Annotated in this window: 22 protein-coding genes, 3 tRNA genes and 1 riboswitch; of the genes, 13 read left to right on the plus strand and 12 right to left on the minus strand. The window is 72.9% G+C overall.

The genetic code is table 11. The features are described 5' to 3' along the window. The first annotated feature begins 17 nt into the window (after positions 1–17). Complete coding sequence (locus tag FB474_RS04590) at positions 18–4,328, plus strand: type VII secretion EssC family protein (RefSeq protein WP_185746039.1); 4,311 nt, start codon at positions 18–20, stop codon at positions 4,326–4,328. Between the two features lie 229 nt (positions 4,329–4,557). Here the strand turns inward: FB474_RS04590 and FB474_RS04595 are convergent, their stop codons facing one another. The 3 genes from FB474_RS04595 to bcp all read right to left on the minus strand — a co-directional run bounded on the left by FB474_RS04595 (position 4,558) and on the right by bcp (position 5,782). Then, positions 4,558–4,839 (minus strand): WXG100 family type VII secretion target, encoded by a 282-nt coding sequence (locus FB474_RS04595; RefSeq protein ID WP_246092045.1) that lies wholly within the window; start codon positions 4,837–4,839, stop codon positions 4,558–4,560. Positions 4,840–5,143: 304 nt separating this feature from the next. Then, positions 5,144–5,228, minus strand: a tRNA-Leu gene (locus FB474_RS04600). Positions 5,229–5,314: 86 nt separating this feature from the next. Further along, positions 5,315–5,782 (minus strand): thioredoxin-dependent thiol peroxidase, encoded by a 468-nt coding sequence (bcp, locus tag FB474_RS04605; RefSeq protein WP_141787582.1) that lies wholly within the window; start codon positions 5,780–5,782, stop codon positions 5,315–5,317. Between the two features lie 81 nt (positions 5,783–5,863). Here bcp and FB474_RS04610 point away from each other — a divergent pair, with 81 nt between their 5' ends. The 3 genes from FB474_RS04610 to FB474_RS04620 are packed head-to-tail and all read left to right on the plus strand — an operon-like array spanning position 5,864 to position 7,918. Next, positions 5,864–6,136 carry a DUF3618 domain-containing protein gene (locus tag FB474_RS04610; protein WP_141787583.1) on the plus strand — a complete coding sequence of 91 codons (273 nt, stop codon included), beginning with the start codon at positions 5,864–5,866 and terminating at the stop codon, positions 6,134–6,136. A gap of 40 nt (positions 6,137–6,176) precedes the next feature. Beyond that, entirely contained in the window at positions 6,177–6,473 is a 297-nt protein-coding gene (locus FB474_RS04615) for a GroES family chaperonin (protein WP_141789804.1), read from the plus strand. 35 nt (positions 6,474–6,508) lie between these two features. After that, entirely contained in the window at positions 6,509–7,918 is a 1,410-nt protein-coding gene (locus tag FB474_RS04620; protein WP_141787584.1) for a cytochrome P450, read from the plus strand. On the opposite strand, the gene FB474_RS04625 is transcribed toward FB474_RS04620, so the two are convergent. The 3 genes from FB474_RS04625 to FB474_RS04635 form a co-directional block, all read right to left on the minus strand. Further along, positions 7,846–8,367 (minus strand): rhodanese-like domain-containing protein, encoded by a 522-nt coding sequence (locus FB474_RS04625; RefSeq protein WP_246092046.1) that lies wholly within the window; start codon positions 8,365–8,367, stop codon positions 7,846–7,848. The two genes, FB474_RS04620 and FB474_RS04625, sit on opposite strands and share 73 nt — an antisense overlap. Continuing rightward, on the minus strand, positions 8,364–8,858 hold the full coding sequence (locus tag FB474_RS04630) for a cysteine dioxygenase (protein WP_141787585.1): 495 nt from the start codon (positions 8,856–8,858) through the stop codon (positions 8,364–8,366). The genes FB474_RS04625 and FB474_RS04630 overlap by 4 nt, the downstream gene beginning before the upstream one ends. Positions 8,859–9,216: 358 nt before the next feature. Further along, on the minus strand, positions 9,217–9,843 hold the full coding sequence (locus tag FB474_RS04635) for a DedA family protein (RefSeq protein WP_141787586.1): 627 nt from the start codon (positions 9,841–9,843) through the stop codon (positions 9,217–9,219). A gap of 120 nt (positions 9,844–9,963) precedes the next feature. On the opposite strand from FB474_RS04635, the gene FB474_RS04640 reads away from it, so the two are divergent. The 4 genes from FB474_RS04640 (at position 9,964) to FB474_RS04655 (ending at position 13,679) form a co-directional block, all read left to right on the plus strand. Further along, positions 9,964–10,362 carry a pilus assembly protein CpaE gene (locus FB474_RS04640; RefSeq protein WP_141787587.1) on the plus strand — a complete coding sequence of 133 codons (399 nt, stop codon included), beginning with the start codon at positions 9,964–9,966 and terminating at the stop codon, positions 10,360–10,362. 188 nt (positions 10,363–10,550) lie between these two features. After that, positions 10,551–12,953, plus strand: a complete 2,403-nt coding sequence (locus FB474_RS04645; protein WP_185746040.1) for a PAS domain S-box protein — start codon at positions 10,551–10,553, stop codon at positions 12,951–12,953. Next, positions 12,950–13,327 carry a response regulator gene (locus FB474_RS04650; protein WP_141787589.1) on the plus strand — a complete coding sequence of 126 codons (378 nt, stop codon included), beginning with the start codon at positions 12,950–12,952 and terminating at the stop codon, positions 13,325–13,327. Before FB474_RS04645 ends, FB474_RS04650 begins: the two co-directional genes overlap by 4 nt. Before the next feature lie 16 nt (positions 13,328–13,343). Further along, a complete protein-coding gene (locus tag FB474_RS04655) occupies positions 13,344–13,679 on the plus strand; it encodes an Hpt domain-containing protein (RefSeq protein WP_141787590.1) in 336 nt (111 codons plus the stop codon). Between the two features lie 43 nt (positions 13,680–13,722). Here FB474_RS04655 and FB474_RS04660 read toward each other — a convergent pair whose 3' ends face one another. Then, positions 13,723–14,190: a C40 family peptidase gene (locus tag FB474_RS04660; RefSeq protein ID WP_141787591.1), complete on the minus strand. Its 468-nt coding sequence runs from the start codon at positions 14,188–14,190 to the stop codon at positions 13,723–13,725. A 5-nt stretch (positions 14,191–14,195) separates the two neighbouring features. Next, positions 14,196–14,349: riboswitch (cyclic di-AMP (ydaO/yuaA leader) on the minus strand. A 313-nt stretch (positions 14,350–14,662) separates the two neighbouring features. After that, positions 14,663–14,738: transfer RNA gene (locus tag FB474_RS04665), tRNA-Lys, on the minus strand. Positions 14,739–14,877: 139 nt separating this feature from the next. Here FB474_RS04665 and FB474_RS04670 point away from each other — a divergent pair. Beyond that, on the plus strand, positions 14,878–15,267 hold the full coding sequence (locus FB474_RS04670) for a nuclear transport factor 2 family protein (RefSeq protein WP_141787592.1): 390 nt from the start codon (positions 14,878–14,880) through the stop codon (positions 15,265–15,267). Between the two features lie 139 nt (positions 15,268–15,406). On the opposite strand, the gene FB474_RS04675 is transcribed toward FB474_RS04670, so the two are convergent. The 4 genes from FB474_RS04675 to FB474_RS04690 all read right to left on the minus strand — a co-directional run bounded on the left by FB474_RS04675 (position 15,407) and on the right by FB474_RS04690 (position 18,510). Next, positions 15,407–15,482 (minus strand) — tRNA-Lys (locus FB474_RS04675). Between the two features lie 63 nt (positions 15,483–15,545). Further along, positions 15,546–16,112: a copper resistance CopC family protein gene (locus FB474_RS04680; protein ID WP_185746041.1), complete on the minus strand. Its 567-nt coding sequence runs from the start codon at positions 16,110–16,112 to the stop codon at positions 15,546–15,548. A gap of 76 nt (positions 16,113–16,188) precedes the next feature. Next, a complete protein-coding gene (locus tag FB474_RS04685; RefSeq protein WP_141787594.1) occupies positions 16,189–16,797 on the minus strand; it encodes a hypothetical protein in 609 nt (202 codons plus the stop codon). 42 nt (positions 16,798–16,839) lie between these two features. After that, a complete protein-coding gene (locus FB474_RS04690) occupies positions 16,840–18,510 on the minus strand; it encodes an ABC1 kinase family protein (protein WP_141787595.1) in 1,671 nt (556 codons plus the stop codon). Positions 18,511–18,747: 237 nt separating this feature from the next. Here FB474_RS04690 and FB474_RS04695 point away from each other — a divergent pair, with 237 nt between their 5' ends. From FB474_RS04695 to FB474_RS04710, 4 genes are read left to right on the plus strand one after another with little or no spacing between them, the layout of a single operon-like run. Then, positions 18,748–19,356, plus strand: coding sequence for a hypothetical protein (locus tag FB474_RS04695; RefSeq protein WP_141787596.1), 609 nt, complete (start codon positions 18,748–18,750; stop codon positions 19,354–19,356). Continuing rightward, positions 19,353–20,033, plus strand: a complete 681-nt coding sequence (locus tag FB474_RS04700; RefSeq protein WP_221632428.1) for a DUF5987 family protein — start codon at positions 19,353–19,355, stop codon at positions 20,031–20,033. Before FB474_RS04695 ends, FB474_RS04700 begins: the two co-directional genes overlap by 4 nt. Further along, the gene (locus FB474_RS04705) at positions 20,030–21,658 is read left to right on the plus strand and encodes a GMC family oxidoreductase N-terminal domain-containing protein (RefSeq protein WP_141787597.1); all 1,629 of its coding nucleotides are present in this window, start codon (positions 20,030–20,032) and stop codon (positions 21,656–21,658) included. Before FB474_RS04700 ends, FB474_RS04705 begins: the two co-directional genes overlap by 4 nt. Further along, positions 21,655–22,587, plus strand: a complete 933-nt coding sequence (locus FB474_RS04710; protein ID WP_141787598.1) for a hypothetical protein — start codon at positions 21,655–21,657, stop codon at positions 22,585–22,587. The genes FB474_RS04705 and FB474_RS04710 overlap by 4 nt, the downstream gene beginning before the upstream one ends. Positions 22,588–22,596 lie beyond the last annotated feature (9 nt).

Below are 22,596 nucleotides of genomic sequence, written 5' to 3' on the forward strand. Positions count from 1 at the left end.
TGAGGCTGAATCTCACCGTGGAAGCGCCCGAGGAGACGGTCGACGTCCTCCTCGACTGCGACGAGCAGACCACGGCCGCCGCTCTCGGCGAGGCACTGGGGGACCTGATCCCGGGAACCAGCCGCGAGCTCGTCGTCGGTGACCAGCCGGTCGCGCCGGACGCGACCCTCGCCGAGCTCGAGCTCCTCGACGGGATGCGCGTCGGCCTGGGGTCGAAGGTCGCGCCCGACCCCGAGGTCAGCACCTCGGGGTGGCAGCTGCACGTCGTCGCCGGCCCCGACGCCGGCGCGGTGTTCGCCCTGCCCGAGGGTGAGCACGTCGTCGGCCGGAGCGGCGTGGTCTCGTTCATGGACTCGGCGCTCTCGCGCCAGCACGCCCGGATCACGGTCAACGGCTCCGGGGCGGAGGTCACCGACCTCGGGTCCAGCAACGGCAGCCGGCTGGACGGTGTGCCTCTGGAGGCGAACGTCGCGACGCCGATGGGTCTGGGCCAGATGCTCTCGGTCGGTCACTCCGTCGTGACGTTGACGCCGGCACGGCCCTCCGACGCGGCGACGGAGCTGGCCGACCCGGGCCACGCGCACTTCCTGCGCCAGCCGCGAATGCTGCCCCACCACGTGCAGCCCGAGGTGCAGATCCCGAACGCCCCGCGGGAGCAGCCGCAGCGCCGGATCCCGGTGATCGCGATGGTCATCCCGCTCCTGCTCGGCGTCACGATGGCGACGATCATGCACGCGCCGCAGTACCTCCTGTTCGCGCTGATGAGCCCGGCCATGCTTGCGGCCAACTACTTCTCCGACCAGCGCTCCGGCGCCAAGGACCACAAGGCGGCAGTGGCGACGTACCACGCCGACCTCGCGGCCAGCCAGGAGAGGCTCACCCGCCTCGTCGGCGAGGAGCAGGCGAGACTGCGCGAGGAGCTGCCCGACGCCGCAGCCACCTTCCTGACCTGCGTGCTGCCCGGTCGCCGGCTCTGGGAGCGGCGCCGCCACGACGCCGACTCGCTCGTGATGCGCGTCGGCAGCGCCGACCTGCCCTCGACGGTCCGGCTCACCGGCGACGTCGCCGCGGCGGACGAGGACCAGCGGCTGCACTGCGTGCCGGTCAGCCTGCCGCTGGGGGAGTGCGGCGTGGTTGGCCTCGCCGGCGCGTCGGAGAATGTCGCGGCGCTGCTGCGCTGGATGGTCGTGCAGCTGTGTGCCTACCATCCCACCCGAGACCTGACGATCAGCCTTGTCACCCACCACGGTGAGAAGCACTGGGACTGGGTGCGCTGGCTGCCCCACCTGCGCCCGCGCGACGCCGAGAGCAGCCCGGTGTTCATCGGCAACGACCCCCACACGGTGACCACCCAGATCAGCTACCTCAACGCCCTGCTCACCGCCCGCAAGCAGGCCAGCAACGGCCGCTCCGGGATCTCCGCGCAGAGCTTCCCGGCCCACGTGCTCGTCGTGCACGGCTATCGCCAGATGCGGACCACCCTCGGTCTCGGGCAGTTGCTCGAGGAGGGCCCGGCATACGGCATCTTCGCGATCTGCACCGACGAGGAGGAGCGCCTGCTCCCCGAGAAGTGCACCGCCACCGTGGTCGTCGACCCGGCCCGCCCCGACTACGCGACCCTTCGCCGCACGGGCCGGCCGAACACCCCCGACGTGCTGCTCGAGGGCGTCACGCCGCGGTGGTGTGAGCGTGTGGCCCGGGCCATCTCGCCGCTGGTCGACGTGGGTGGTGACGTGGATGAGGCGGTGCTGCCCGACAGCTGCCGCCTGCTCGACGTCCTTGACCTCGACCCGCCGACGGTGGACGCCGTCCGGGCCCGCTGGGCGATGGCCCCGCGCTCAACCGCGATGACGATCGGCGCCGGCCTCGACGGACCGTTCACCCTCGACCTGCGCCGCGACGGCCCGCACGGGCTGGTCGCCGGTACGACGGGCTCGGGCAAGACCGAGCTCCTCCAGACGATGATCGCCTCGCTGGCCCTGGCCAACCGGCCCGACGAGCTGAACTTCGTGCTCGTCGACTACAAGGGCGACAGCGCCTTCAAGGACTGCGTCAACCTGCCGCACACCGTCGGCAAGGTCAACGACCTCGACCCCCACCTCGTCGAGCGGGCGCTGGAGTCGCTCTCGGCCGAGCTGCGCTACCGCGAGCACTTCTTCGCCGAGGCCCAGGTCAAGGACATCGAGGACTACCAGCTGCTGCAGTCCAAGGAGCCACATCGTCCCTCGCTGCCGCGGCTCCTGCTGGTCATCGACGAGTTCGCCGCGCTGTTCAAGGAGCTGCCCGATTTCGTCTCCGGCCTCGTCGGCATCGCCCAGCGGGGACGCAGCCTCGGCATCCACCTGATCCTGGCCACCCAGCGCCCCAGCGGCGTCGTCTCGCCCGAGATCCGAGCCAACACCAACCTGAGGATCGCGCTGCGGGTCACCGACGCCACCGACAGCGTTGACGTCCTCCAGGGACCGGAGGCGGCCAGCATTCCCAAGTCCGCGCCCGGTCGCGGCTACGCCCGACTCGGCGCCGGCAACCTGCTCTCCTTCCAGGCCGGTCGGGTCGGCGGTCGCCGACCGGGTGCCGTGGTCGAAGAGCTGCAGCCGCCCTTCGTCGCGCGCATCGACTGGAAGTCGTTGGGCTACAAACTGCCGACGCTGCCCTCGAGCGCCGACCGTGACGACGTCAAGGACACCGACCTTGCTGGTCTCGTCTCGGCGGTGCGCGAGGCCGCTGGGCGCGACGGCGTACCCCCGCAGCGGCAGCCATGGCTGCCCGCGTTGCCCGAGAAGCTGACCATGGAGGAGGTGTATGCCGACCTCCCCGAGGCCGCCGGCCTGCCTCCGCTGCCCTTCGGCCGGCGCGACCTGCCGCGCGACCAGCGCCAGGAGGCCGCCACCTTCGACCTGAACCACGACGACCACCTGCTCGTCATCGGCGCGGCCCGGAGTGGGCGCTCGCAGGTGGTCCGTGCTCTGGCCGCCTCGATCGCGCGGCTGACCTCGCCTGCCGACGTGCATGTCTACGGCATCGACTGCGGCAACGGTGCGCTCAACCCGTTGACCGCGCTGCCGCACTGCGGCGCCGTCGCGAGTCGGACCGAGCCCGAGCGCGTGGCCCGCCTGCTCGGACGGCTCGGCGCCGAGATGGACCGTCGCCAGGTCGTGCTGGCCGAGCACGGGTTCGCCGACGTCGGCGAGCAGCGTCGCTCCGGCCAGGACCCGTTGCCACACATCGTGATCGCGCTCGACCGCTGGGAGGGCTTCGTCGCCGCGTTCGGTGACCTCGACAACGGTGCGATGACCGACGCCGTGAGCCGGATCCTCCGCGAGGGCGCCAGCCTCGGCGTGCACGCCGTCGTCACCGGCGACCGCACGCTGGCCAACAACCGCATCGCGACGATGACGGAGTCGAAGTTCACCCTCCGCCTCGCCGACAAGTCCGACTTCTCGCTGGTCGGCCTCTCCCCGCGGACCATCCCCGACCGGCTGCCCGCAGGGCGCGGCTTCAGCCCCGCCGGCACGGAGACCCAGGTGATGCTGCTCGACCTCGACGAGGGCGGTCAGGCCCAGGCCGCGGTGCTCGCCCGTCTTGCCGAGGAGTCGCGCGCTCGGTACGCCGGCCTGGACCCGGCCGGGAAGCCGTTCCGCGTTGACGTCCTACCGAGTCGGCTCACCTTGCCCGAGGCGCTCGCGCTGCGGCCGGCCGGCGCGAGCGACCCGTTCGTCCTGGTCGGCGTGGGCGGTGACGACCTCACGGCATACGCCCCTGACCTGCGGCGCTCCTCGACCTTCCTGGTGGTCGGGCCCAACCGGTCCGGGCGAAGCACCGTGCTGCGCAGCGCGGCCCTCTCGGCGATCCAGACAGGCGCGCGGGTGCTCTGTCTGGCTCCTCGCCCGGGTCCCCTCCGCGACCTCGCCGGGACCGACGGGGTGGTGGCCGTGGTCACCGACCCGACGACCACCGCTGAAGCCCTGACCGAGCTGCTGGCGCCGGTGCAGGGACCCGTCCTGGTCGTCGTCGACGACGGCGAGGAGCTCAAGGACGCCCCTGCCGGGCCGTTCCTGCACGGGCTGGTGCGCGGCAGTGCCGACGAGGACCGCTGGTTGCTGCTCGGTGGGCAGGCCGACGCGCTCTCCGTGGGCTTCTCGGGCTGGCACGTCGAGGCCAGGAAGGCCCGCCAGGGCATGCTGCTCTCCCCGCAGGGCGGCGGCGACGGCGAGCTGATCGGCGTCAAGCTGCCGCGCAGCGTCGTCGGCCAGCCGATCCAGCCCGGCCGTGGCCTGCTGCACCTCGGTGACGGCTCCATCGTCCGGGTGGCAACCGCGCTTTCCTGACGGCGTCTGGGCAATCTCGCCGACGTGCGTCGGTGCAGGACCAGACACGGTCGTCTCACCGAGACACTGGGACCTGTCGCGATGCCTGGCACGACACTCGGCGGCGGGATGGAGCGCTAGGGGCGACGCGGAGGACGGTGCCACCTGGCCGCCGGTGTCCAGAGAGCCCCGGGACGACGAAGGGCGTCCTCCCCACGGGGGAGAACGCCCTTCGTCGGCGGTGCGGTGGTCAGCCCTTGAGGGCAGAGGCCAGCTGCTGGTCGACGTCCTGGAACGCCTGGGCAGCCTTGGTCAGGTACTGGCTCATACCCTCCAGGCCCTCGATGCAGTTCTTGGCGCCGGTGTTGAACTCCTCGTAGGACGAGCCGAACTGTCCGGACGCGGAGTCGGTGACGAAGCCACCGGAGATCAGCTGGTCGACCTGGCTCTTGAGGTGGTTGAGCTGGTTCTCGATGTCCTGCTTGGCGGCCGCGAGCTTGGTCGCCTGGTCCTGCATGTCCTGGTAGGTCACGTTCACATTTGCCACTGGGAATCCCCCCGTTGTTCCTCGGCAGCCGGCTGTCGGCGCTGCGATCGATGCAGGCAAAGTACCACCAACAACGGACCCCTCGAGGGGCTTCGTGGAACTCGACGAAGCGCCCCCTGACGGGGTTCCGTCGAGTGCGTGAGGAGTGGCCGGGACGATGGCCCAGGTCCCCGGCGCGCCTGCTCCCGCAGCGGAGACGGGTCCCGACCCGGGAGCGGCTCCGGAGGGGCCTCTCACCGCGGGCACCCGCCGGGTGAACGCCCGCCCTCCTGGGCCATAACCAGGTAACTGGTGCGGAAGAAGGGACTTGAACCCTCACGCCCGAAGGCACAGGAACCTAAATCCTGCGTGTCTGCCAGTTTCACCACTTCCGCGCGGCGCCGACTCTACTGAAACGGCCGGGTCCCGGTGGACACCACCGGGACCCGGCCGCACGGCATACCAGGCAGGGGTATGCCGGTCAGTCCAGTCCCAGCGCCTTGGACAGCGAGGCGACGTGGCCGGTGGCCTTGATGTTGTACTTCCCCAGCTCCACGGTGCCGTCCTCGCCGACGACGACGGTGGAGCGGATGACGCCGGTGACCTTCTTGCCGTAGAGCGACTTCTCGCCCCAGGCGCCGTAGGCGTCCATGACCGCGTGGTCGGGGTCGGAGAGCAGCGGGTAGGTCAGCGACTCCTTCTCGATGAACTTCTTCTGCTTCTCCGGGGTGTCGGGGCTGATGCCGACGACCTCGTAGCCGGCGCCCTGCAGCCGGGCCAGGGAGTCGCGGAAGTCGCAGGCCTCCTTGGTGCAGCCCGGCGTCATCGCAGCGGGGTAGAAGAAGATGATCAGCTTGCGACCGGCGAAGTCCTTGAGGGAGACGGTGTTTCCGTCCTGGTCGAGCAGGCTGAAGTCCGGCGCGGGCTGCTGGGTCTCGAGGCGGGGCATGGGTTCCTCTTCCGTGGTCAGGGTGAGAACGCAAGGTCCAGTCTGCGTTATCGTCGCAGCACCGGACGGAGGGAGCCCCCCATGGCTGAGCTCGAGCAGAAGAGCACGTCGGTCGGCGCGATCGAGGCCGACATCAACGCGACGCGTGACCGCCTTGCCGCGACCATCGACGAGCTCGCGTTCCGTGCGCAGCCCAAGGAGATCGCACGCCGCGAGGTCGCGTCGGTCAAGGCGAGCCTGTACGCCGCCACCCACACCCCCGAGGGTGACCTGCGCGTCGAGCGCGTGGCCGCCATCGGTGCTGCCGTCGCTGCCGTGCTCGGCCTGGTCATCTGGCGTCGCACGCGTGACTGAGAAGCAGGGCACCTCGGCGGCCGAGCGGCTGCCGATCCGCATGTTGCACGACCGGGTCCTCGTCTCCCTCGAGGGTGAGCCGGGGGAGCGCCGCTCCGGCAGCGGCATCGTCATCCCGGCCACCGCGAGCATGGGCAAGCGCCTCTCGTGGGCCTCCGTCGTCGCGGTCGGCCCCAACTGCCGCCAGGTCGAGGTCGGGGACCGCGTCCTGTTCGACGCCGAGGACCGCGCCGAGGTCGAGCTGCACAGCAAGGACTACGTCCTGTTGCGCGAGAAGGACATCCACGCCGTCGCGGCCACCCGCGTCGAGGACGGCCAGACGGGGCTCTACCTCTGAGCACCCTCGGCCTTCCCGGCCCCAGCTCGCTCGACATGGCCCGCGGGTTCGCCGCCATCCGCGACAACCCGCTGGGCTTCCTCGAGGACACCCGCCGCCGGTATGGCGCACTGGTCGCCTTCCCGGTGCCGCGCACCACGGCGCTGCTCGTCAGCGACCCGGCCGACGTGCGCCGGGTGCTGCAGTCGGGGGCGCGGACCTGGACCAAGGCGACGGTGCAGTACGCCGCGCTGGCCCGGGTCACCGGTCCCGGCCTGCTCGCCGTCGCCGACGACCGGTGGCTGCCCCGGCGTCGCGCCGCCCAGCCGGCCTTCCACCACGCCCGGCTGGACGCGGTGTCGGAGAGCATCCGGTCGGCGGCCGGCCGCGTGGTGGGGGAGTGGCGGTCCCTGTCGGCGGACGGTGCCGTGCTGGACGTCGACGCCCTGGCCATGCGGGTCACGCTCGACGTCATCGGCAGGACCCTGTTCGACGAGGACCTCGCCGAGGTCACCGACGCCCTGGTCCACGCCACCGACGAGGCGGCCGAGCTCGTCGTGGCCCAGGGGCGCCAGGTCGTGCCGCTGCCGTCATGGGTGCCGACCCCGGTGAACCGGCGGCTGCGCCGGGCGGTGCGCGACCTCGACCGGATCTGTCGCGAGGTGATCGCCCGCCGCCGCTTGCGCGGCGTCGGGGCGTCGCACCACGACCTGCTCGGCCTGCTCCTCGCGGCCGGGTTGCCGGACGACGCGGTCCGGGACGAGCTGGTGACGATGGTCGTCGCCGGCCACGAGACGGTGGCCTCGGCGTTGACGTGGACGCTGATGCTGCTGGCCGAGCAGCCGGGCCACCAGGACCGGCTGCGGGCCGAGGTCCGCGCCACCGGGGACGTGCCGGCGCTGCAGCTGCGCCGCGAGCTGCCGTGGACTCGTGCGGTGGTCGACGAGTCGCTGCGCCTCTTCCCGCCGGGTTGGGTGGTCTCGCGGCGTGCGATGGCGCCGGACGTGCTGGGCGACCGGGCGGTCCCCGCCGGCACGATCGCCATCGTCAGCCCGTGGCTGCTGCACCGCGACCCCGCCGCGTGGCCGGACCCCGAGACCTTCGATCCCGGGCGCTTCGACCCCGGGCATCCCGGCAGCCCCGTGTCCGGGACGGCGACCACGACGGCCCGGGCCGACTACCTGCCGTTCGGGCTCGGCCCCCGGCTGTGCATCGGGCGCGGCTTCAGCCTCGTCGAGCTCACCGTGCTGCTGGCCGAGCTGCTCCGCGACCACGCGGTGTCGCTGCCGCAGGGCTGGCGACGCCCGGAGGTCGACGCCTTCGTGACGTTGCGCCCGCGAGGTGGTCTGCGGCTCCGGGTCACCCCCTGCGCCCCCGGGGCCGCAGACCGGTCTCAGGCCGGCGCGACCGGCAGACCCGCGGCCGCCCAGGCGGCGAACCCGCCGACCACGTCGGTCGCCCGGTAGACGCCGAGCCGGACCAGCGCGTCAGCGGCGAGCGAGGACGTGTAGCCCTCCTCGCACATCACGATGACCCGCAGGTCGAACGCCGCGATCGGCAGGCGCGCCTCGTGCCGCGGGTCGAACCGCCACTCCAGGTGGTTGCGCTCCACCTGCAGCGGGGCGAGGGAGGCGTCGACGACGCCGTCGCGCTCCCGCTGGAACTGGGGGCGGATGTCGACGATGACGGCCCGTCCGTGCAGGACCTCCTGGTAGGCCGTGCGGGCGCTGACCCGGCTCAGGCGCGAGCGCGAGTCCTCGAGCTGGTCGTCGATCCCGGCGTAGACCGGTGCGTCCCAGCCCCGGCCGGGGTGCTCGCCCGGGCGGCGACGGGTCGCGAACAGCTCGGTCTGCCAGTGCAGCGCCGGGCTCTCCGACGATGGCGACGGCGCCGGTGAGGGCGCGGCCGTCGTCACCAGTCCACCCCAGCCCGCTCGATCCCCTTGGCCTGCAAGCCATCTGGGGTCACGGCATACCGGGTCATCGCGCTCAGCCGCGGGGTGTAGAGGTGGATCGACAGCGCGGTGCCCACGCCGGCGTTGGCGACGTTGTGCACGTGCCGGGACCCGAACGAGCGGCCGTCTCCGGCCTTGAGCGAACGGGACTCGGTCCGTCTGCCGTGCCAGGACTGCTCCAGCAGGTGGCCGCGGACAGTGAGGAACGCGCCGGCGGAGTCGACGTGGTCGTGCCACCCGGTGCCGGTCCCTTCCGGCCAGGTCAGCAGCCAGATCTGCAGGTGGGGCGTGGAGTCGAGCACGGCCCACTGCCGCTCGGTGGTGGTGAGGTCGACGTGGCGCTCGAGGTCGGGGTCGGTGGCGAAGAGCCGGGCGGTGCGCAGCAGCTGGTCGGGGGTGAACCGGTTCACGCCGGCGGTGCCGCCCCGGGTGGTCGAGGGTGCGAGGGTCATGTGGTGCTCCTGGTGGTCAGTGCGGTCGAGGTGTCGCGGTGCGCATTCGCGTGCGCTGACACAGGGCACTGGCGATCCGGTGCAGGTCGATGTGCCGCCGGCGGTATGCCGTGTGGCTGCGGGGGTGCGTCATGCGAGGTCTCCGAGGGGGTGGCCGCTGGGGTGGGGAGCGGCGGGGCTGCGGGCTGGTGGTCAGGCCTGGCAGCGGCACCGCATGGCGCAGCAGCACATGGCAACCATGTGCGTCGGCGTGCGCCATACGGTCGAAGACATGGCTCCAGTGCAGCACGGGGCCGCGACGGGCGGCAACGGAGAACCGTGCCTGTCCCATGATGCGGACGTGACGTCCGCCAAGTGGTCAGTCGGCGAGCTCGCGGGCCCGCTCGGACCGGCGCCGCCGCAGGTGCAGCACCACCAGGGCGGCCACGAGCAGTCCCACCGCGGCGAAGGCCGCACCGCGCCCGACCTGTTGCTCGACGGTCTTGTAGGAGCTCCCCGCGAGGTAGCCCAGCACGACGAACCCGATGCCCCAGAGGATCCCGCCGAGCGCGTTGAAGGCGAGGAAGCGTGGGTACGGCATGCGGGCGGACCCCGCGAGGGCCGGCATGACCGCGCGGAAGAAGGCGGTGAACCGGCCGAGGAAGACCGCCCAACCGCCCCGCCGCGCGAGGAAGTCCTGGGCGTCGTGGATGCGCTGGTGGTGTCGGCGCAGGCGGTCGTGCCCGAGCAACCGGGGGCCGAGGAGGTGCTTGCCGACCTCGTAGCCCACCGTGTCGCCGACGATCGCGGCCAGCACGACGACGAGGGCGATGAGGACGACGCTCACGTGGCCGCGGCTCGCGTCGACACCGCCGAGCACCGCGGCGGTCTCGCCTGGGATGACGAACCCGACGAAGATCGCGTCCTCGGCGAACACCAGGGTGGCGACGAGGACGTAGACCCAGATGCTCTCGACGCTCAGCAGGCCCTCGACGATGCCGCTCATGATCTCCACTCTCGTTGCCCCGGTGACGGGGGCGGACGGCATACCGCCGCGGCTGCCCAGCCTAGGTGAGCCGCCCGGTCCCACCGGGCGCGCCCACCCGGTCGGACGCACACTGGTCGGGTGATCTCGCTGGAGCTGGCCCAGAGGCTGCGGTCGGCGGGCCTGGTGTGGGAGCCCGAGCCCGGTGACCGGTTCGTCGTGCCGGGGCGCGACATGGACGACGAGGTCTTCGTCGTGAGCACGATGCTCGTGGACGTGCACGAGTTCCCCACGGGCCGGGTCATCGGCTTCAACGGCACCACCGAGTGGGCGCTGGACAGCATCGAGCAGCACGAGGTCGTCTGGCTGCCGTGGGAGCACCAGCTGCGCGAACGGCTGGGCTCCCGCTTCGTCCGGCTCGAGACCGGGGACGCCGGCTTCGTCGTGGTCACGGCGTGGGACGGCCGTCAGGAACGGTCGGGGCACCGGGACGCTGAATGTGCTTATGCCCAAAGCCTTCTCGCGATGCTGAGCGGCTGACGAGGGCCGACGTCTCCGACCGTGACCCCCGAGGTCGGGTGACCCTTTTCCCTCTCCCGGAACGGGTTCGGCGAATCGCCTCCAGTCCGGCCCCTGCTGGATATCATCGACACGCCCGAGGGGCACCCGTGGCACCCGCGCCCGGACCCCTGCAGGGGCGGCGTTTCTGGAGACGGCGAGGGTGCGCGATGGGTCGGTCCGAGGCAGGCCATGCCCCCGCCGCGACCGGCCGCGACGCGCGCCTCCGGCACTTCGCCGAGGACCTGCTCGTCGCGCGGCTCCCGGTGACCGTCTACGCCGCGGTCCCCGGGGCGGACGGGCGGTGGCTCTACATCAGCGACCAGGTCGAGGAGCTGCTCGGCTTCACCGCGCAGCAGTTCCTCGACGACCGGGAGCTGTGGTTCCAGCGGCTGCACCCCGAGGACCGCCAGCGGGTCGTCCAGGCCGAGGACCGCAGCCTGGTCGCCGGCTTCCGCAACGCCGCGGAGTACCGCATGGTGCGCGCCGACGGGCGGGTCGTCTGGGTGCTCGACGACACCGTGCTCGAACACGTCGAGGGGGAGGGCCTCGTGCAGCACGGCCTGCTCTCCGACATCACCCGGCGCAAGCGCACCGAGATGCTCCTGGCCGCCCACACCGACCTGCTCGGCGAGGTCGTCAACGGGGAGCCGCTGCCCGAGATCCTCAGCCACCTCGCACAGACCCTCGAGACGACCAGCGGAGCGGCGTTGTGCCACCTGGAGATCGACGCCTCCGAGGAGCGCCACGCCTTCGTCTCCCGCGCCGACGTCGCGGACGGCTCGCCGGTGCGCGGCTGGAAGGGCGAGGAGCTGCGCGTCCCGGTGCGCGACGGACGGCGCGAGGTCGGCCGCCTCGTGCTGCGCTACCCGCCCGGCCGCACCCGCGGCCCCGCCGACGACGAGCTCGCGGCATCCGGTGCCCGGCTGGCCTCGACCGTGCTGGAGCGAGCGGCCCAGCAGGACCGGGTGGCGACCTCGCTGGCGCTGCTGGAGGCCACGCTGGAGTCCACGGTCGACGGGATCCTCGTGGTGGCTGCCTCGGGTCGCATCGCGGGTGCCAACCGCAAGTTCGCCGAGATGTGGCACATCGACCCCGAGCTGCTCGCCTCCGGTGACGACGGCACGGTGATGTCCTCGGTCCTGCGCCAGCTGGTCTACCCCGACGCCTTCGTCGAGCGGGTCCAGGAGCTCTACTCCGACCCCACCGCCAGCACCTTCGACGAGCTGCACTTCCGCGACGGCCGGGTCTTCGAGCGCTACTCCCAGCCGCAGCGGCTCAACGGCGAGAGCGTCGGCCGCGTCTGGAGCTTCCGCGACGTCACGGCCAACCGGCGCCTCGAGCGCGAGGTGCGCGAGCAGACCACGGTCCTGGAACGCCTCTCACGTCAGCACGAGTCGATCCTCAACTCCGCCGGCGACGGCATCTACGGCCTCGACCAGGAGGGGCGCGTCACCTTCATCAACGACGCCGGCACCCGGCTGCTCGGCCTGCCGCGCGAGGCGGTCCTGGGCCGCCCGGTCGACGAGGTGATCCGCGCCGAGGACGTCACCGACGACATCGCCGGGGAGGTCACCGCGGAGCCCGCCGGTGAGCCGGCCGGACAGTCAGCAGGTGAGTCGACGGGGGAGAGGATGGGCACCGCGACGCGCCTGGTGACCGGACGGCACGTCCGGGCCGACGGTCGCGTCTTCGACTCCGAGCGGATCGTGGCGCCCATCGTCCAGGACGGTGGCGTCGTCGGCTCCGTGGTGATCCTCCGTGACATCAGCGAGCGGCGGGCGGTCGACACGATGAAGGACGAGTTCATCTCGGTGGTCAGCCACGAGCTGCGGACCCCTCTCACCTCGATCCGGGGCGCGCTCGGCCTGCTCGCCGGCGGCGCGGCCGGGGAGCTCCCGCCTCGCGCGCACCGGATGGTCGAGGTCGCCAGCGACAGCAGCGACCGGCTGATCCGCCTGATCAACGACATCCTCGACGTGGAGCGGATGGCCGCCGGCAAGCTCCGGCTCCGCCACGAGCAGGTCGACGTGATGCAGCTGGTCGCGACCGCCGTGGACGAGACGTCCCCGCTGGCCCACGACGCGGGCGTGCGGATCGAGGTCGGTGCCGTCTACGGCTCGGTCTGGGCTGACCGCGACCGGGTGGTGCAGACGCTGACCAACCTGCTCGGCAACGCCGTGAAGTTCTCGACGGAGGGGTCGGTGGTGCGGCTCACGGTCGTGGCCGGCGAGTGGCAGGTGCGCTTCGACATCGTCGACGAGGGGCCCGGCATCCCCGTCGACCAGCTCGAGGAGATCTTCAACCGGTTCCAGCAGGTTGACGCCTCCGACACGCGCAGCAAGGGTGGCACCGGCCTGGGCCTGGCCATCTGCCGCGGCATCGTCGAGCAGCACGGCGGCGACATCTGGGCCACCAGTGCGGGGCCGGGCACGGGCGCCACGTTCTCCTTCACCCTGCCGACCGGCCCGGGCGGGATCAGCCGTCGCGGCGGCAGCCACCGCACGACAATCGCCAGCGCCGGGTCGGTGTCCACGGTGCTCGGGCAGCACCGTCCCGGCACGGCGCCGTGAAGCGGGTGCTCGTCGTCGACGACGACGACATCATCCTCGAGGTCGCCCAGATGAGCCTGGAGGCGGTGGCGGGCTGGGAGGTCATCACCGCGTCGAGCGGGGCCGAGGCGGTGGCGACCGCCCGGGCCGAGGTGCCCGACGCGATCGTGATGGACGTGATGATGCCGGAGATGGACGGCCCGACGGCGTGCCGGTTGCTGGCGGCCGACGAGCTCACCCGCGGGATCCCGATCGTGCTGCTGACCGCCAAGGTGCAGCAGTCCGAGCAGCGGCAGTGGGCCAGCCTGCCGGTGGCGGGAGTACTGGCCAAGCCGTTCGACCCCATGCGGCTGGCCGGTCAGGTGGCCGAGCTGGTCGGCTGGAGCCTGACGTGAAGAGAGGAACGAGGCCGTGGGCGAGGAGCCGATGACCGACGCCGAGGCGACCGGCCTGGGCGCCGGCTGGGAGGACCTCAAGCGCCGCGCCCGGGTGAACAACCTGGCCAAGGTGCCCGACATCGAGGTCGCCGTCACCGCGCTGCTCCAGGACCAGCTCGGCGAGGACGCGCGGGAGCGGGCCGCCTTCCAGGCCCACAAGATCGCCGGCTCCGCGGGCACGTTCGGCCTGCCGCAGGCCTCGGACCTCGCGCGGCAGCTGGAGAAGCTGTTCGCCGCGCCCGGGCCGGGGCCCGAGCGCGGCGAGGAGGCCCGCGAGCTGGTGGCTCACCTCCGGGCCGAGCTCACCTGAGGTGGCCACGCGGCATACCGACGGGGTATGCCGCGTGCCTCCCTCAGCGGACGCGGCCGAAGTAGACCGAGCTGGTCCAGATCCGCACGAGGCTGACCCGCCGGCCGGGCTTGGGTGCGTGCCAGATCATGTTGTGGCCGGCGTAGATGGCCACGTGGTAGATCCCGCTCTTGTTGTGGAAGAAGACCAGGTCGCCGACACGCGCCTGCGCGCGGCTGACGTGCAGGGTGGCGCGGTACTGCTGGGTGGTGGTGCGCGGGAGGCGCTTGCCGACCCGGGCGTAGGACCACAGGGTCAGGCCGGAGCAGTCGAACTTGCGGGGGCCGGCGGCGCCCCACTGGTAGGGCGCGCCCTTGCGGGAGGCCGCCTGGGCCTCGGCGCGCAGGCCGATCGAGGCGACGGCGGCGGAGGCGGGTGTCGCCGAGGCGACGGGCCCGATGACGCCGGCGGCGGCGAGCAGGGCCGAAAAGGTTGCGGGCAGGACGAATCGGGCGATGCGAAGGTGGAGCATGGGAGGGATTCCTTCGGAACCGCCTGCGAAAGATGACCTGTCGGGTTCGGACGCCGAAAGTTGCCCGGCCAGCCGTGGCTGGCTTCACCCCAAGAGACGCGTCGCGCCTCGTCGTGCTGGGTCTTCCGCTCCTGTCACAGACTGCAGTGGCTCGACTGTGTTATCCGGCGGGTGACAGGACTCGGCGACCGCGCGGACCGCCCCACCCGTTCTGGTGGGGGTCTTGGGCCCCGCCCGGGAGAGCGACGTCGCGGTCCCGGGGCGGACGCTCACCCTGGCGGAGTGACGTCCTCGAGGCACTGTCGAGAGTGGCGCGTAAATCGGACGCACCGGACGCTCTTGGGGTCAAATGACCCGAACTGACTACTCGGTGACTAGTCACCGGTCGACGGTGCAGCGGCGGGGGATCCCGCCGGCGGCGGCATGGGAAACGGCCCCGTCCCGGAGGGGCGAGGCCGTTGCGGAGGCTTCCTGGTGCGCCGTCAGGGACTCGAACCCCGAACCCGCTGATTAAGAGTCAGCTGCTCTGCCAATTGAGCTAACGGCGCGCGGGGAGGAAGGTATCAGGAAGACGCCCCGGACGACGAAACGCGAGGTCAGCGCGCTGCGGCTGCGGCCGACCCGCCGGAGTCGATGCCGGGAGGGGGGCAGATCGCATGACCGGTCGCGCGAGGGAGGACCTGAGACATGGGTGGGCAGACGAACGAGGCGGACATCGCGGCGCTGATGGATGTTGTTCGCGATTACTGCGAAGGGATGGTCGCCGGTGACGAGAAGCGGCTGAGCCGAGCGTTTCATCCGCGGGCCTGCATCGTTGGCAACGACCAGGGGGAGCTGGAGTGGCAGACGCTCGAGGAGTTCATCCACGAGTGCCAGGAGGCGGCGCAAGACGCCGGGCCGGTCGTGTGGCAGCTTGAGGATCTCTCGATCGTCGGCGACACGGCGGCCATCAGGCTTGGCGACCAGTTCGCAGGGGAGTGGTTCAGTGACGACCTGTCGCTGCTGCGCATCGACGGCACGTGGTGCATCGTCCACAAGACGTGGTACGTGCATCCGGCGTCGGCACAGCCACACTGACCACGGGCGAACAGGTGGAGCGGAAGCGGTTGGCTGGTTCCTGGTCGACCACGGCTGCTGGTCCGCCGAGACGCGAACAGCCTGTCCTGCAACGCGAAAGCGGCCCCGTCCCGGAGGACGAGGCCGCTTCGATGCTTCCTGGTGCGCCGTCAGGGACTCGAACCCCGAACCCGCTGATTAAGAGTCAGCTGCTCTGCCAATTGAGCTAACGGCGCAACGAGGAAGAAGTTATCAGCACCGGGGCCCAACGACGAAATCCGGGTCCCGGTGCTGCCGGGTCAGCCCCGGCGGCGGTCCCAGACCAGTGCCCCGGCCCCCACGACGACCAGCAGCAACGCCCCGGAGAGCGCCGGCAGGTGCTGGGTCACCCAGGACGAGCCGTCCCCGGCCAGGGAGGCTGGGGCGGCGGCGGTGGAGGGCGCGGCGAGGGGTGAGGCCGACGGTGCCGGGGCCCTCGGGGAGGGCCCAGCAGCGGGGAGGTTCAGCGTGAAGCGGGACTGGCCGGTGACGGGGTGGCCGTCGTCGCTGACGACGCGGAACGCGACGCGGTACTCGCCGGAGGCCAGACCACCCGCCAGGGCTGCGGCGACGTGGGCGCCGTTGACCGTCGCCGGCCCGGCGGTGGCGTCCTCGCCGGACGGACCGGTGATGACGACCGTGGCGAAGCGCGAGGAGACCGGCTCGTCGAAGGTGAGGTCGACCTGGCGCGGCGCGGTCGTCAGCGTCGCGCCGTCGGCAGGGCTGACCTTGAGCAGCGTGGCGTGCGCGGAGGCGGACGGGGCGAGCGCCAGGGTGCCGCCGGCGAGGGCGGCGGTCGTGGCGAGCAGCCCGAGGGTGCGGCGCACGCGGGAACGGAGGGACATCGAGGTAGGCCTTTCACGGGCCCCGTGCGGGGCCCCGGTGTCACGGGGAGGGGACGGGTCAGGCCGGTGCCGGTGGCCCCCGCCGCGAAAGGCACTCCAGGACAACGAGGTCGGTTCGTATGCGCGGTCGCGCCCACCCGGTCCCCGCCCCCCGGGGCAGCGGGTCGGGCAGCGCCGGCTCGGCCATCGAGCGGGCGAGCGCCGACCGCGCCAGCGTCGCCGTCAGCCAGGTCGCCCACCGCCCGCGCCCGGACCTTCCGGCGCGGACCGCCGATCCGGTGGCCAGCGACCGGTCCGTCACGGCGACGAGGGCGGCGACGGAGAGGCCGGCGACGGTGTGGGCCGCTGCCATCACCCAGCCCGAGGGTGCCGGGTGCGGCATCGCCATGTGGTCGTGGCCGGGCAGCAGCCAGCCGAAGGCCGTGTGCAGGCAGGCCTGGCTCGCGGCGAGGGCGAGGACCGCCCGCCCGAAGGACCAGCGGCGACCGCTGGCGGCGCCGACCGCCAGGGTGGTGAGGGTCGTCAGGGCCAGCAGTCCGCAGACCGAGGCCGGGGTGAGGGCGCCAGTGGTCCATCCGCCGCCGGCCACGTGGGCCAGCAGGGACAGCGCGACGCACGCACCGCTCAGGGTGAGGGCGCGTGCCTGGCGCAACGGACCGGCATACATCGCCCCCATGCTGACAGACCGCGGGCGTGGTTCCCTCCGTCGCTAGCGGTCCGCCTTGGATCGGCGGGCGATGCGCCGGTCGGTGACGAGGATGAGGGTGAGCAGCACCGCGGCGGCGATGGCCGCGAGGCTGAAGCAGATCATCGCGATCGAGGGGTAGCCCAGGATCCGCGAGCGGGTCGGCACGAGCATCATCAGCGCCGCCCCCACGACCATCGCGGCGACGATCACGCCGGCCGTCACCCGGTTGGCCAGGCGCTGCATGACGTGGAGGAACTGCACCTCGTCGATCGCCTCGACCTTGACCGTGAAGCTGCCCTCGGCCAGCGCGTCCATGACCCGGTTGGCGCGGGCGGGCAGCTGGGTGGCGAACTCGCGGGCCTCGATGGCCGCGGCCATGGCGCCGCCCAGCGAGGGCTTCATGCCGCTGCGCAGGATCTCGGCGGTGTTCGCGCGGATCGTCTCCGCCGGGGCGAAGTCAGGGTCGAGGTGCTGGGTCACCTGGTCGAGGTTGAGCAGGGCCTTGCCGACCATGGCCATCTCTGCGGGTGGCCGCAAGCCGTGGGTGCCCGACAGCCGGCTGAGCTCGACGAGCACGGCTCCGGCCTCCAGGTCGCTGCCGAGCGCGACGGTGCGGCTGACCAGCTCGGCGACCTGCTCCCCGAAGGCGGAGGCGTCGAAGCCCTCGCCCCGGTGCCCCATGCTCGCCAGGACCGCCGCGGCGTCGTCCCCGTTGCCGTCGCTGATGGCCAGCAGCAGCTTGACCAGCTGGCCCTGCACGCGGGCGGGGACCGTCGCAACCATGCCGAGGTCGATGAGGGCCAGCCGGTGGTCCGGGGTGAGCAGCACGTTGCCGGGGTGCGGGTCGGCGTGCAGGAACCCGTCGACGAGGATCATCTGCAGGTAGGCCCGGAACAGCTCCTCGACGAGCACCCGGCCGTCCAGGTCGAGCCGGCCGAGCGGCCCGAGGGCGGTGACCTTGCGGCCCGGCACGAAGTCCATCGTCAGCACGCTGCGCGTCGTGTAGTCGGGCACCGGGGCCGGGACGAGCAGGTGCGGGAAGGGGGCGGTCAGCTCGGCCATCCGGGTCAGGTTGGCGGCTTCCCGCTGGTAGTCGAGCTCCCCCGCCAGGGAGCGCCGGAACTGCTCGAGCAGCTGGGTGAAGCCGTAGCGCCGGCCGAGCTCGGTGTGCGCGTCGGCCAGCTCCGCCAGCTCGGTGAGCGCCGCCATGTCGTCGCGGACGACCTGGCGCACGCCGGGCCGCTGCACCTTGACCACGACCTGCCGGCCGCTGGGCAGCTCGGCGCGGTGCACCTGCCCCAGTGAGGCAGCGGCCAGGGGCGTGCGGTCGAACGAGGCGAACCCGTGGCGCAGCGAGACGCCCAGCTCCTCGGTGACGACGCGCTCGACGTCCTCGAACGGGATCGGCTCGACGTCGTCCTGCAGCCGGCTCAGCGCGTCGGTCCACGGCTCGGGGAGCAGGTCGACGCGGGTGGAGAGCAGCTGGCCGAGCTTGACCCAGGTCGGGCCCATGGCCTCGAGGTCACGGGCCAGCTGCTCGGCGCTCGCCGCCGCGTCCTCGGAGGGCTCGGTCGCCTCGAGGAACTCGTCCATGCCGACCCCGGAGACCAGGTCCGAGCGGCCGTAGCGCACGAGCAGCCGGGCCAGGGCGGCGTAGCGGGTGGCGTGCTGCGGGCGGAGCGTGAACGTCATGGGGTGCATCCTGCCGTGTGGCGGCGGCCGCGGTGACGAGCACCGGGCTGGTGGCGGCGGTGCAGGCAGACATGGACGCGCCCGGGCGGCGGCCCGGCGGCCGTCGGGAGTCAGTCATCCGCGACCCCTCCTGCGGGCGAACCCGCTTGTGCCACAGGGGGATCGGCGGGTCGTCCACGATGTGGTCGCCGTGGTTACCGGTGCGTAACCCTCGTCACACCGACTCGTTTCCCGGGTATGCGCCGGACCCTGCTGCTGCTGTCCCTGACCCTGAGCGCCCTCGGGTGTGCGACCGCCACCGCCTCGGCCCTGCCGTCGCCGGACCCGACGCGCGCACCGGTCGGCCTCGTCGGGCCGTATGCCGCGCCGCCGTTCGCCTCGCAGTGCCGGTTCCTCCGCTACGGCGAGGGGGAGCAGCCACCGCTGGGCGTCGCCGGCCGGGACCCGCTGTGCGTGGAGTACGCCAAGCGCGACATCACCGTCGACAACGGCGGCGCCGCCCGGTTCCTGCTCGCCGAGCCCTCGCGGTTCGCCGTCGCGGGGCAGGCGTGCCGGTACTGGCAGGTCGACCACTGGAGCGTGCAGGTCGACCGGGCCGACACGGCCGTGGTGACGTGGGACGGCTCGTACTGGTTCGACCGCACCCAGGGCACCGCCGGCGCGCGGCTGCGCAACCTCGCCGTCGACGGCCAGCCGGTCGGGATCGCCACCGCGGCCGAGGCGGTGCGCCCGGTCTCGGCCGCGCTCGCCGACCAGCTCCTGCGGTATGCCGGTGGGCCCAGTGGTGGGGGACTGGCCCTGACCCCGCCGCCGGCGACTCTCGCGTGCCCGCGGGTCGCGTCGTGAGTCCCCGGTTGAGCCGCCGCCAGCTGCTCCAGGGGATGGTCGCCGCGATCGCCCTGCTCGAGGCCGGGGCGGCTCCGGCTGCCCGGGCGGCCGGGCTGGGCGACCTCGTGCCCACCGGGGTGGCGCTGCTGCCGCCGGGCGTGGCCCCGACCCTGGGCGCGTTTGCCGACACGCTCATCCCTGGGGAGAAGCGCAGCCTCGGCGACCGGGTCGTGGCCGGCGCCGCCCCCGGCGCCGGAGCCGTCCAGGCCGGCGCGCTGGCACTGCTGACGATGCCCGAGGCCGGGATGGAGCTGCTGCTGCCCGAGCTGTCGACCCTGCTCAACGCGGAGGCCACCGCGTGGGCGGCCGCGCACGCGATCGTGCCCGACCCCACTGTCCCGCCGATGGTGGCCCTGCCCTTCGAGGCCCGCACCGGGCTGGTCGGGAGCCTGCTCGACCCCGCGCACGCCGACCAGCAGGTGTGGATCCTGTTGGCCCTCATGACCTTCATCGCCTTCCACACGGCGGGCTTCGAGCACACGCAGGAGGCGGTGGCCCACCACCACCCGGGGCTGTCCCGGCTGCGCTTCCCGGCGCCGGACCCCGACGGCCTCTACCGCTTCCCGGCGTTCTCCTACGCGCGGCAGCTAGCCGACTGCCACCCGGCCACCACGGCGAGCGGGAGCCCGGCGTGACCGTCGAGCGGTGTGACGTCGTCGTCATCGGCAGCGGCTTCGGGGGTGCCATCCCGGCCTACCACCTCGCGGCCGGCGGCGCCGACGTCGTCGTGCTCGAGCGCGGCCCGCGGATGGCCACCGAGGAGTTCACCCACGACCTGCGCCTGGGGACGTACACCCGGTTCGTCGACCTGGTCCAGGGCGACGGGATGACCGTCGTCGCCGGCAACTGCGTCGGGGGCTCGAGCGTGGTGTACTTCGCGGCCTCGCTGCGCGCGCCCGGCTTCGTCTTCGAGCGGACCCGCGGCACCGGCATACGGCAGTGGCCGCGTGCGCTGACCCGGTCCGCGCTGGACCCGTGGTACGACCGGGTCGAGGAGACGCTGCCGGTCGCGCAGCAGGACTGGGACGACGTGCCGTATGCCGGCGGGCTGTTCGCGGCGGCCTGCCACCGGGCCGGGCGCACCTGCAACCCGGTGCCGGTGGCTGTTGACCTGGCCCGGTGCACCAACTGCAACTGGATGCTCAACGGCTGCCGGTTCGGGGCCAAGCGCTCGATGCTGCTCAACTACCTTCCCGCCGCCGAGGCCCACGGGGCCGACGTGCGCCCGCTGCACGAGGTGCAGACCATCGCCCCGGCGACCACGCCCGGTTACCGCTACCGGGTGGCCTGGACCGCGGTCGACCCGGCCGACCCCCGGGTGCCCGCCGGTGCGGGGGCGATCGAGGCGCGCGTGGTGGTGCTGGCCGCGGGCGCCATGGGCACGCCGGTGGTGCTGCAGCGCTCGGCCGCGCTGCTGGGCGGCGTGCCTACGGCGGTCGGCAGGTACTTCAGCGGCAACGGCGACCGGGTCAGCGTCGCCGTGATGGACGAGGACCGGGTTCGCGACCTGCTCAGCCTGGAGCGGGCGCCGGGCGTGGCCTACGACGCCCTGCACATCGGCAAGCCGATCGGTTCGATGTCCTTCGACGGCCTGGATGCGGGCGCACCGGAGTTCGACCGCTTCTCGCTGCAGCAGATCTACTTCCCGACGATCACCAACATCCTCGGGCAGACCGGCGGGGACCCGGGCTGGTACGGCGTGGGCAAGAAGGCCATGACCGACAGGTGGCGCTCGTGGCTGACCCTGCTGGCGATGACCGAGGACGACAACGAGGGCACGTTCGGCCCCCCGCCACCGACCGGCAGCTTCACCCGGGTGGCGTCCTCCCTGGCCAAGGGGCAGCTGACCTACCGGCCGACCGCGCGCACCCGGCAGGGCTGGGACGCCGCCGACGCGGAGGTGCGGGCCGTCGTCGAGCAGGACGGGCTCGCGCAGTGGCAGCCGTGGACCTCGGATGCCGGCGCCCTGTCCGCGCACCCGCTCGGCTCGTGCCGGCTCGGTGACGACCCGGCGAGCTCGGCGCTGGGCAGCAACCACGAGCTGCGCGGCCACCCCGGCCTGTTCGTCACGGACGGGTCCGCGGTGCCGACCTCCTTGTGCGTCAACCCGTCGCTGACCATCGCCGCGCTCGCCGAGCGGGCCGCCCCGGCGATCGTCGCCAGCGCGGCCGAGGCGGGGGCGGAGGTGCGCTACGGCGCGCCGGCCCCGAGCGGGGAGACCGCCGGGCGGCGCGCGGTGCTGCCCCTGCTGCGCCGGTGACCGACCTGTATGCCGCGCGGTGGCGGGGCCAGCGCGGGCGCCTCGAGGTCTGGTACGCCACCCTCACCGACCCGGCGACCGGTCTGGGTCTGTGGCTCCACCACGAGATGGTCGCCGGCCGCGACGGGTCGGTGAGCTGGCACGGCTGGGCCGCCGCCTTCCCGGCGGGGGGACCGCCGGTGCTCGCCCGGTTCGGCCCCGCGCCGCGCAACGACACCTCCGGCGGACGGCTCGTCGGGCTGTCGGGCGTGTGCGTGACGCCGCAGCGGCTCGCCGGGAAGGCGGGGGAGCTGGAGTGGGACCTGGAGGTGGAGGACGGCGGGCCTCCGCTGTTCACCTTCCCCCGCTGGGCGTGGGAGCGCGAGCTGCTGCCCGCGGCGCAGGTCGTGCCGGCCCCGACCGCCACCTTCTCGGGGAGCGTCCGGGTGGGCGGGCGGGAGCTCAAGGTTGCCGAGGCGCCGGGTGCGGTCGCCCGGATCTACGGCCGAGGCAACGCCGCGCGGTGGGGGTGGCTGCACGCCGACCTCGGGGGACAGGACGTGCTCGAGGTGGTGGCCGCGGTGTCCACCCGCCCGGGCCTGCGCTCGCTGAAGGCGCTGCCGCTGCTGCAGCTCCGCGTGGGCGGGCGCACCTGGCCGCGGCACCCGCTGATGGCCGCGCCGCTGCTGACCGCTGACCTGCGGCTGCCGCACTGGTCGGTGTCCGGGACGGTCGGCCGTCGTCGGGTGCGGGTGGCCGTCGAGCAGGACCCGGCGGAGTCGGTGACGGTGCAGTACGACGACCCCTCCGGCGTGGGCCCGGTGTGCACCAACAGCGAGCGCGCCACGGCGGACGTGCTGCTGGAGCGCTGGTCCGGCCGCTGGTTGGTCGAGCACCACTGGCACCTGGACCGGCGGGTCCACGCGGAGGTGGGCGAGCGACGGGGATGAGCCGGCGTC

This window comes from Oryzihumus leptocrescens (assembly GCF_006716205.1).
GTDB lineage: Bacteria > Actinomycetota > Actinomycetes > Actinomycetales > Dermatophilaceae > Oryzihumus > Oryzihumus leptocrescens.

Excerpts from the sequence above, each read along its gene's own strand:
- FB474_RS04660 (WP_141787591.1), bottom strand. The coding sequence starts at position 14,190 with ATGCTCCACCTTCGCATCGCCCGATTCGTCCTGCCCGCAACCTTTTCG.
- FB474_RS04615 (WP_141789804.1), top strand. The coding sequence starts at position 6,177 with ATGTTGCACGACCGGGTCCTCGTCTCCCTCGAGGGTGAGCCGGGGGAG.
- FB474_RS04610 (WP_141787583.1), top strand. The coding sequence starts at position 5,864 with ATGGCTGAGCTCGAGCAGAAGAGCACGTCGGTCGGCGCGATCGAGGCC.
- FB474_RS04645 (WP_185746040.1), top strand. The coding sequence starts at position 10,551 with ATGGGTCGGTCCGAGGCAGGCCATGCCCCCGCCGCGACCGGCCGCGAC.
- FB474_RS04620 (WP_141787584.1), top strand. The coding sequence starts at position 6,509 with ATGGCCCGCGGGTTCGCCGCCATCCGCGACAACCCGCTGGGCTTCCTC.
- bcp (WP_141787582.1), bottom strand. The coding sequence starts at position 5,782 with ATGCCCCGCCTCGAGACCCAGCAGCCCGCGCCGGACTTCAGCCTGCTC.
- FB474_RS04635 (WP_141787586.1), bottom strand. The coding sequence starts at position 9,843 with ATGAGCGGCATCGTCGAGGGCCTGCTGAGCGTCGAGAGCATCTGGGTC.
- FB474_RS04630 (WP_141787585.1), bottom strand. The coding sequence starts at position 8,858 with ATGACCCTCGCACCCTCGACCACCCGGGGCGGCACCGCCGGCGTGAAC.
- FB474_RS04695 (WP_141787596.1), top strand. The coding sequence starts at position 18,748 with ATGCGCCGGACCCTGCTGCTGCTGTCCCTGACCCTGAGCGCCCTCGGG.
- FB474_RS04670 (WP_141787592.1), top strand. The coding sequence starts at position 14,878 with ATGGGTGGGCAGACGAACGAGGCGGACATCGCGGCGCTGATGGATGTT.
- FB474_RS04685 (WP_141787594.1), bottom strand. The coding sequence starts at position 16,797 with ATGTATGCCGGTCCGTTGCGCCAGGCACGCGCCCTCACCCTGAGCGGT.
- FB474_RS04690 (WP_141787595.1), bottom strand. The coding sequence starts at position 18,510 with ATGACGTTCACGCTCCGCCCGCAGCACGCCACCCGCTACGCCGCCCTG.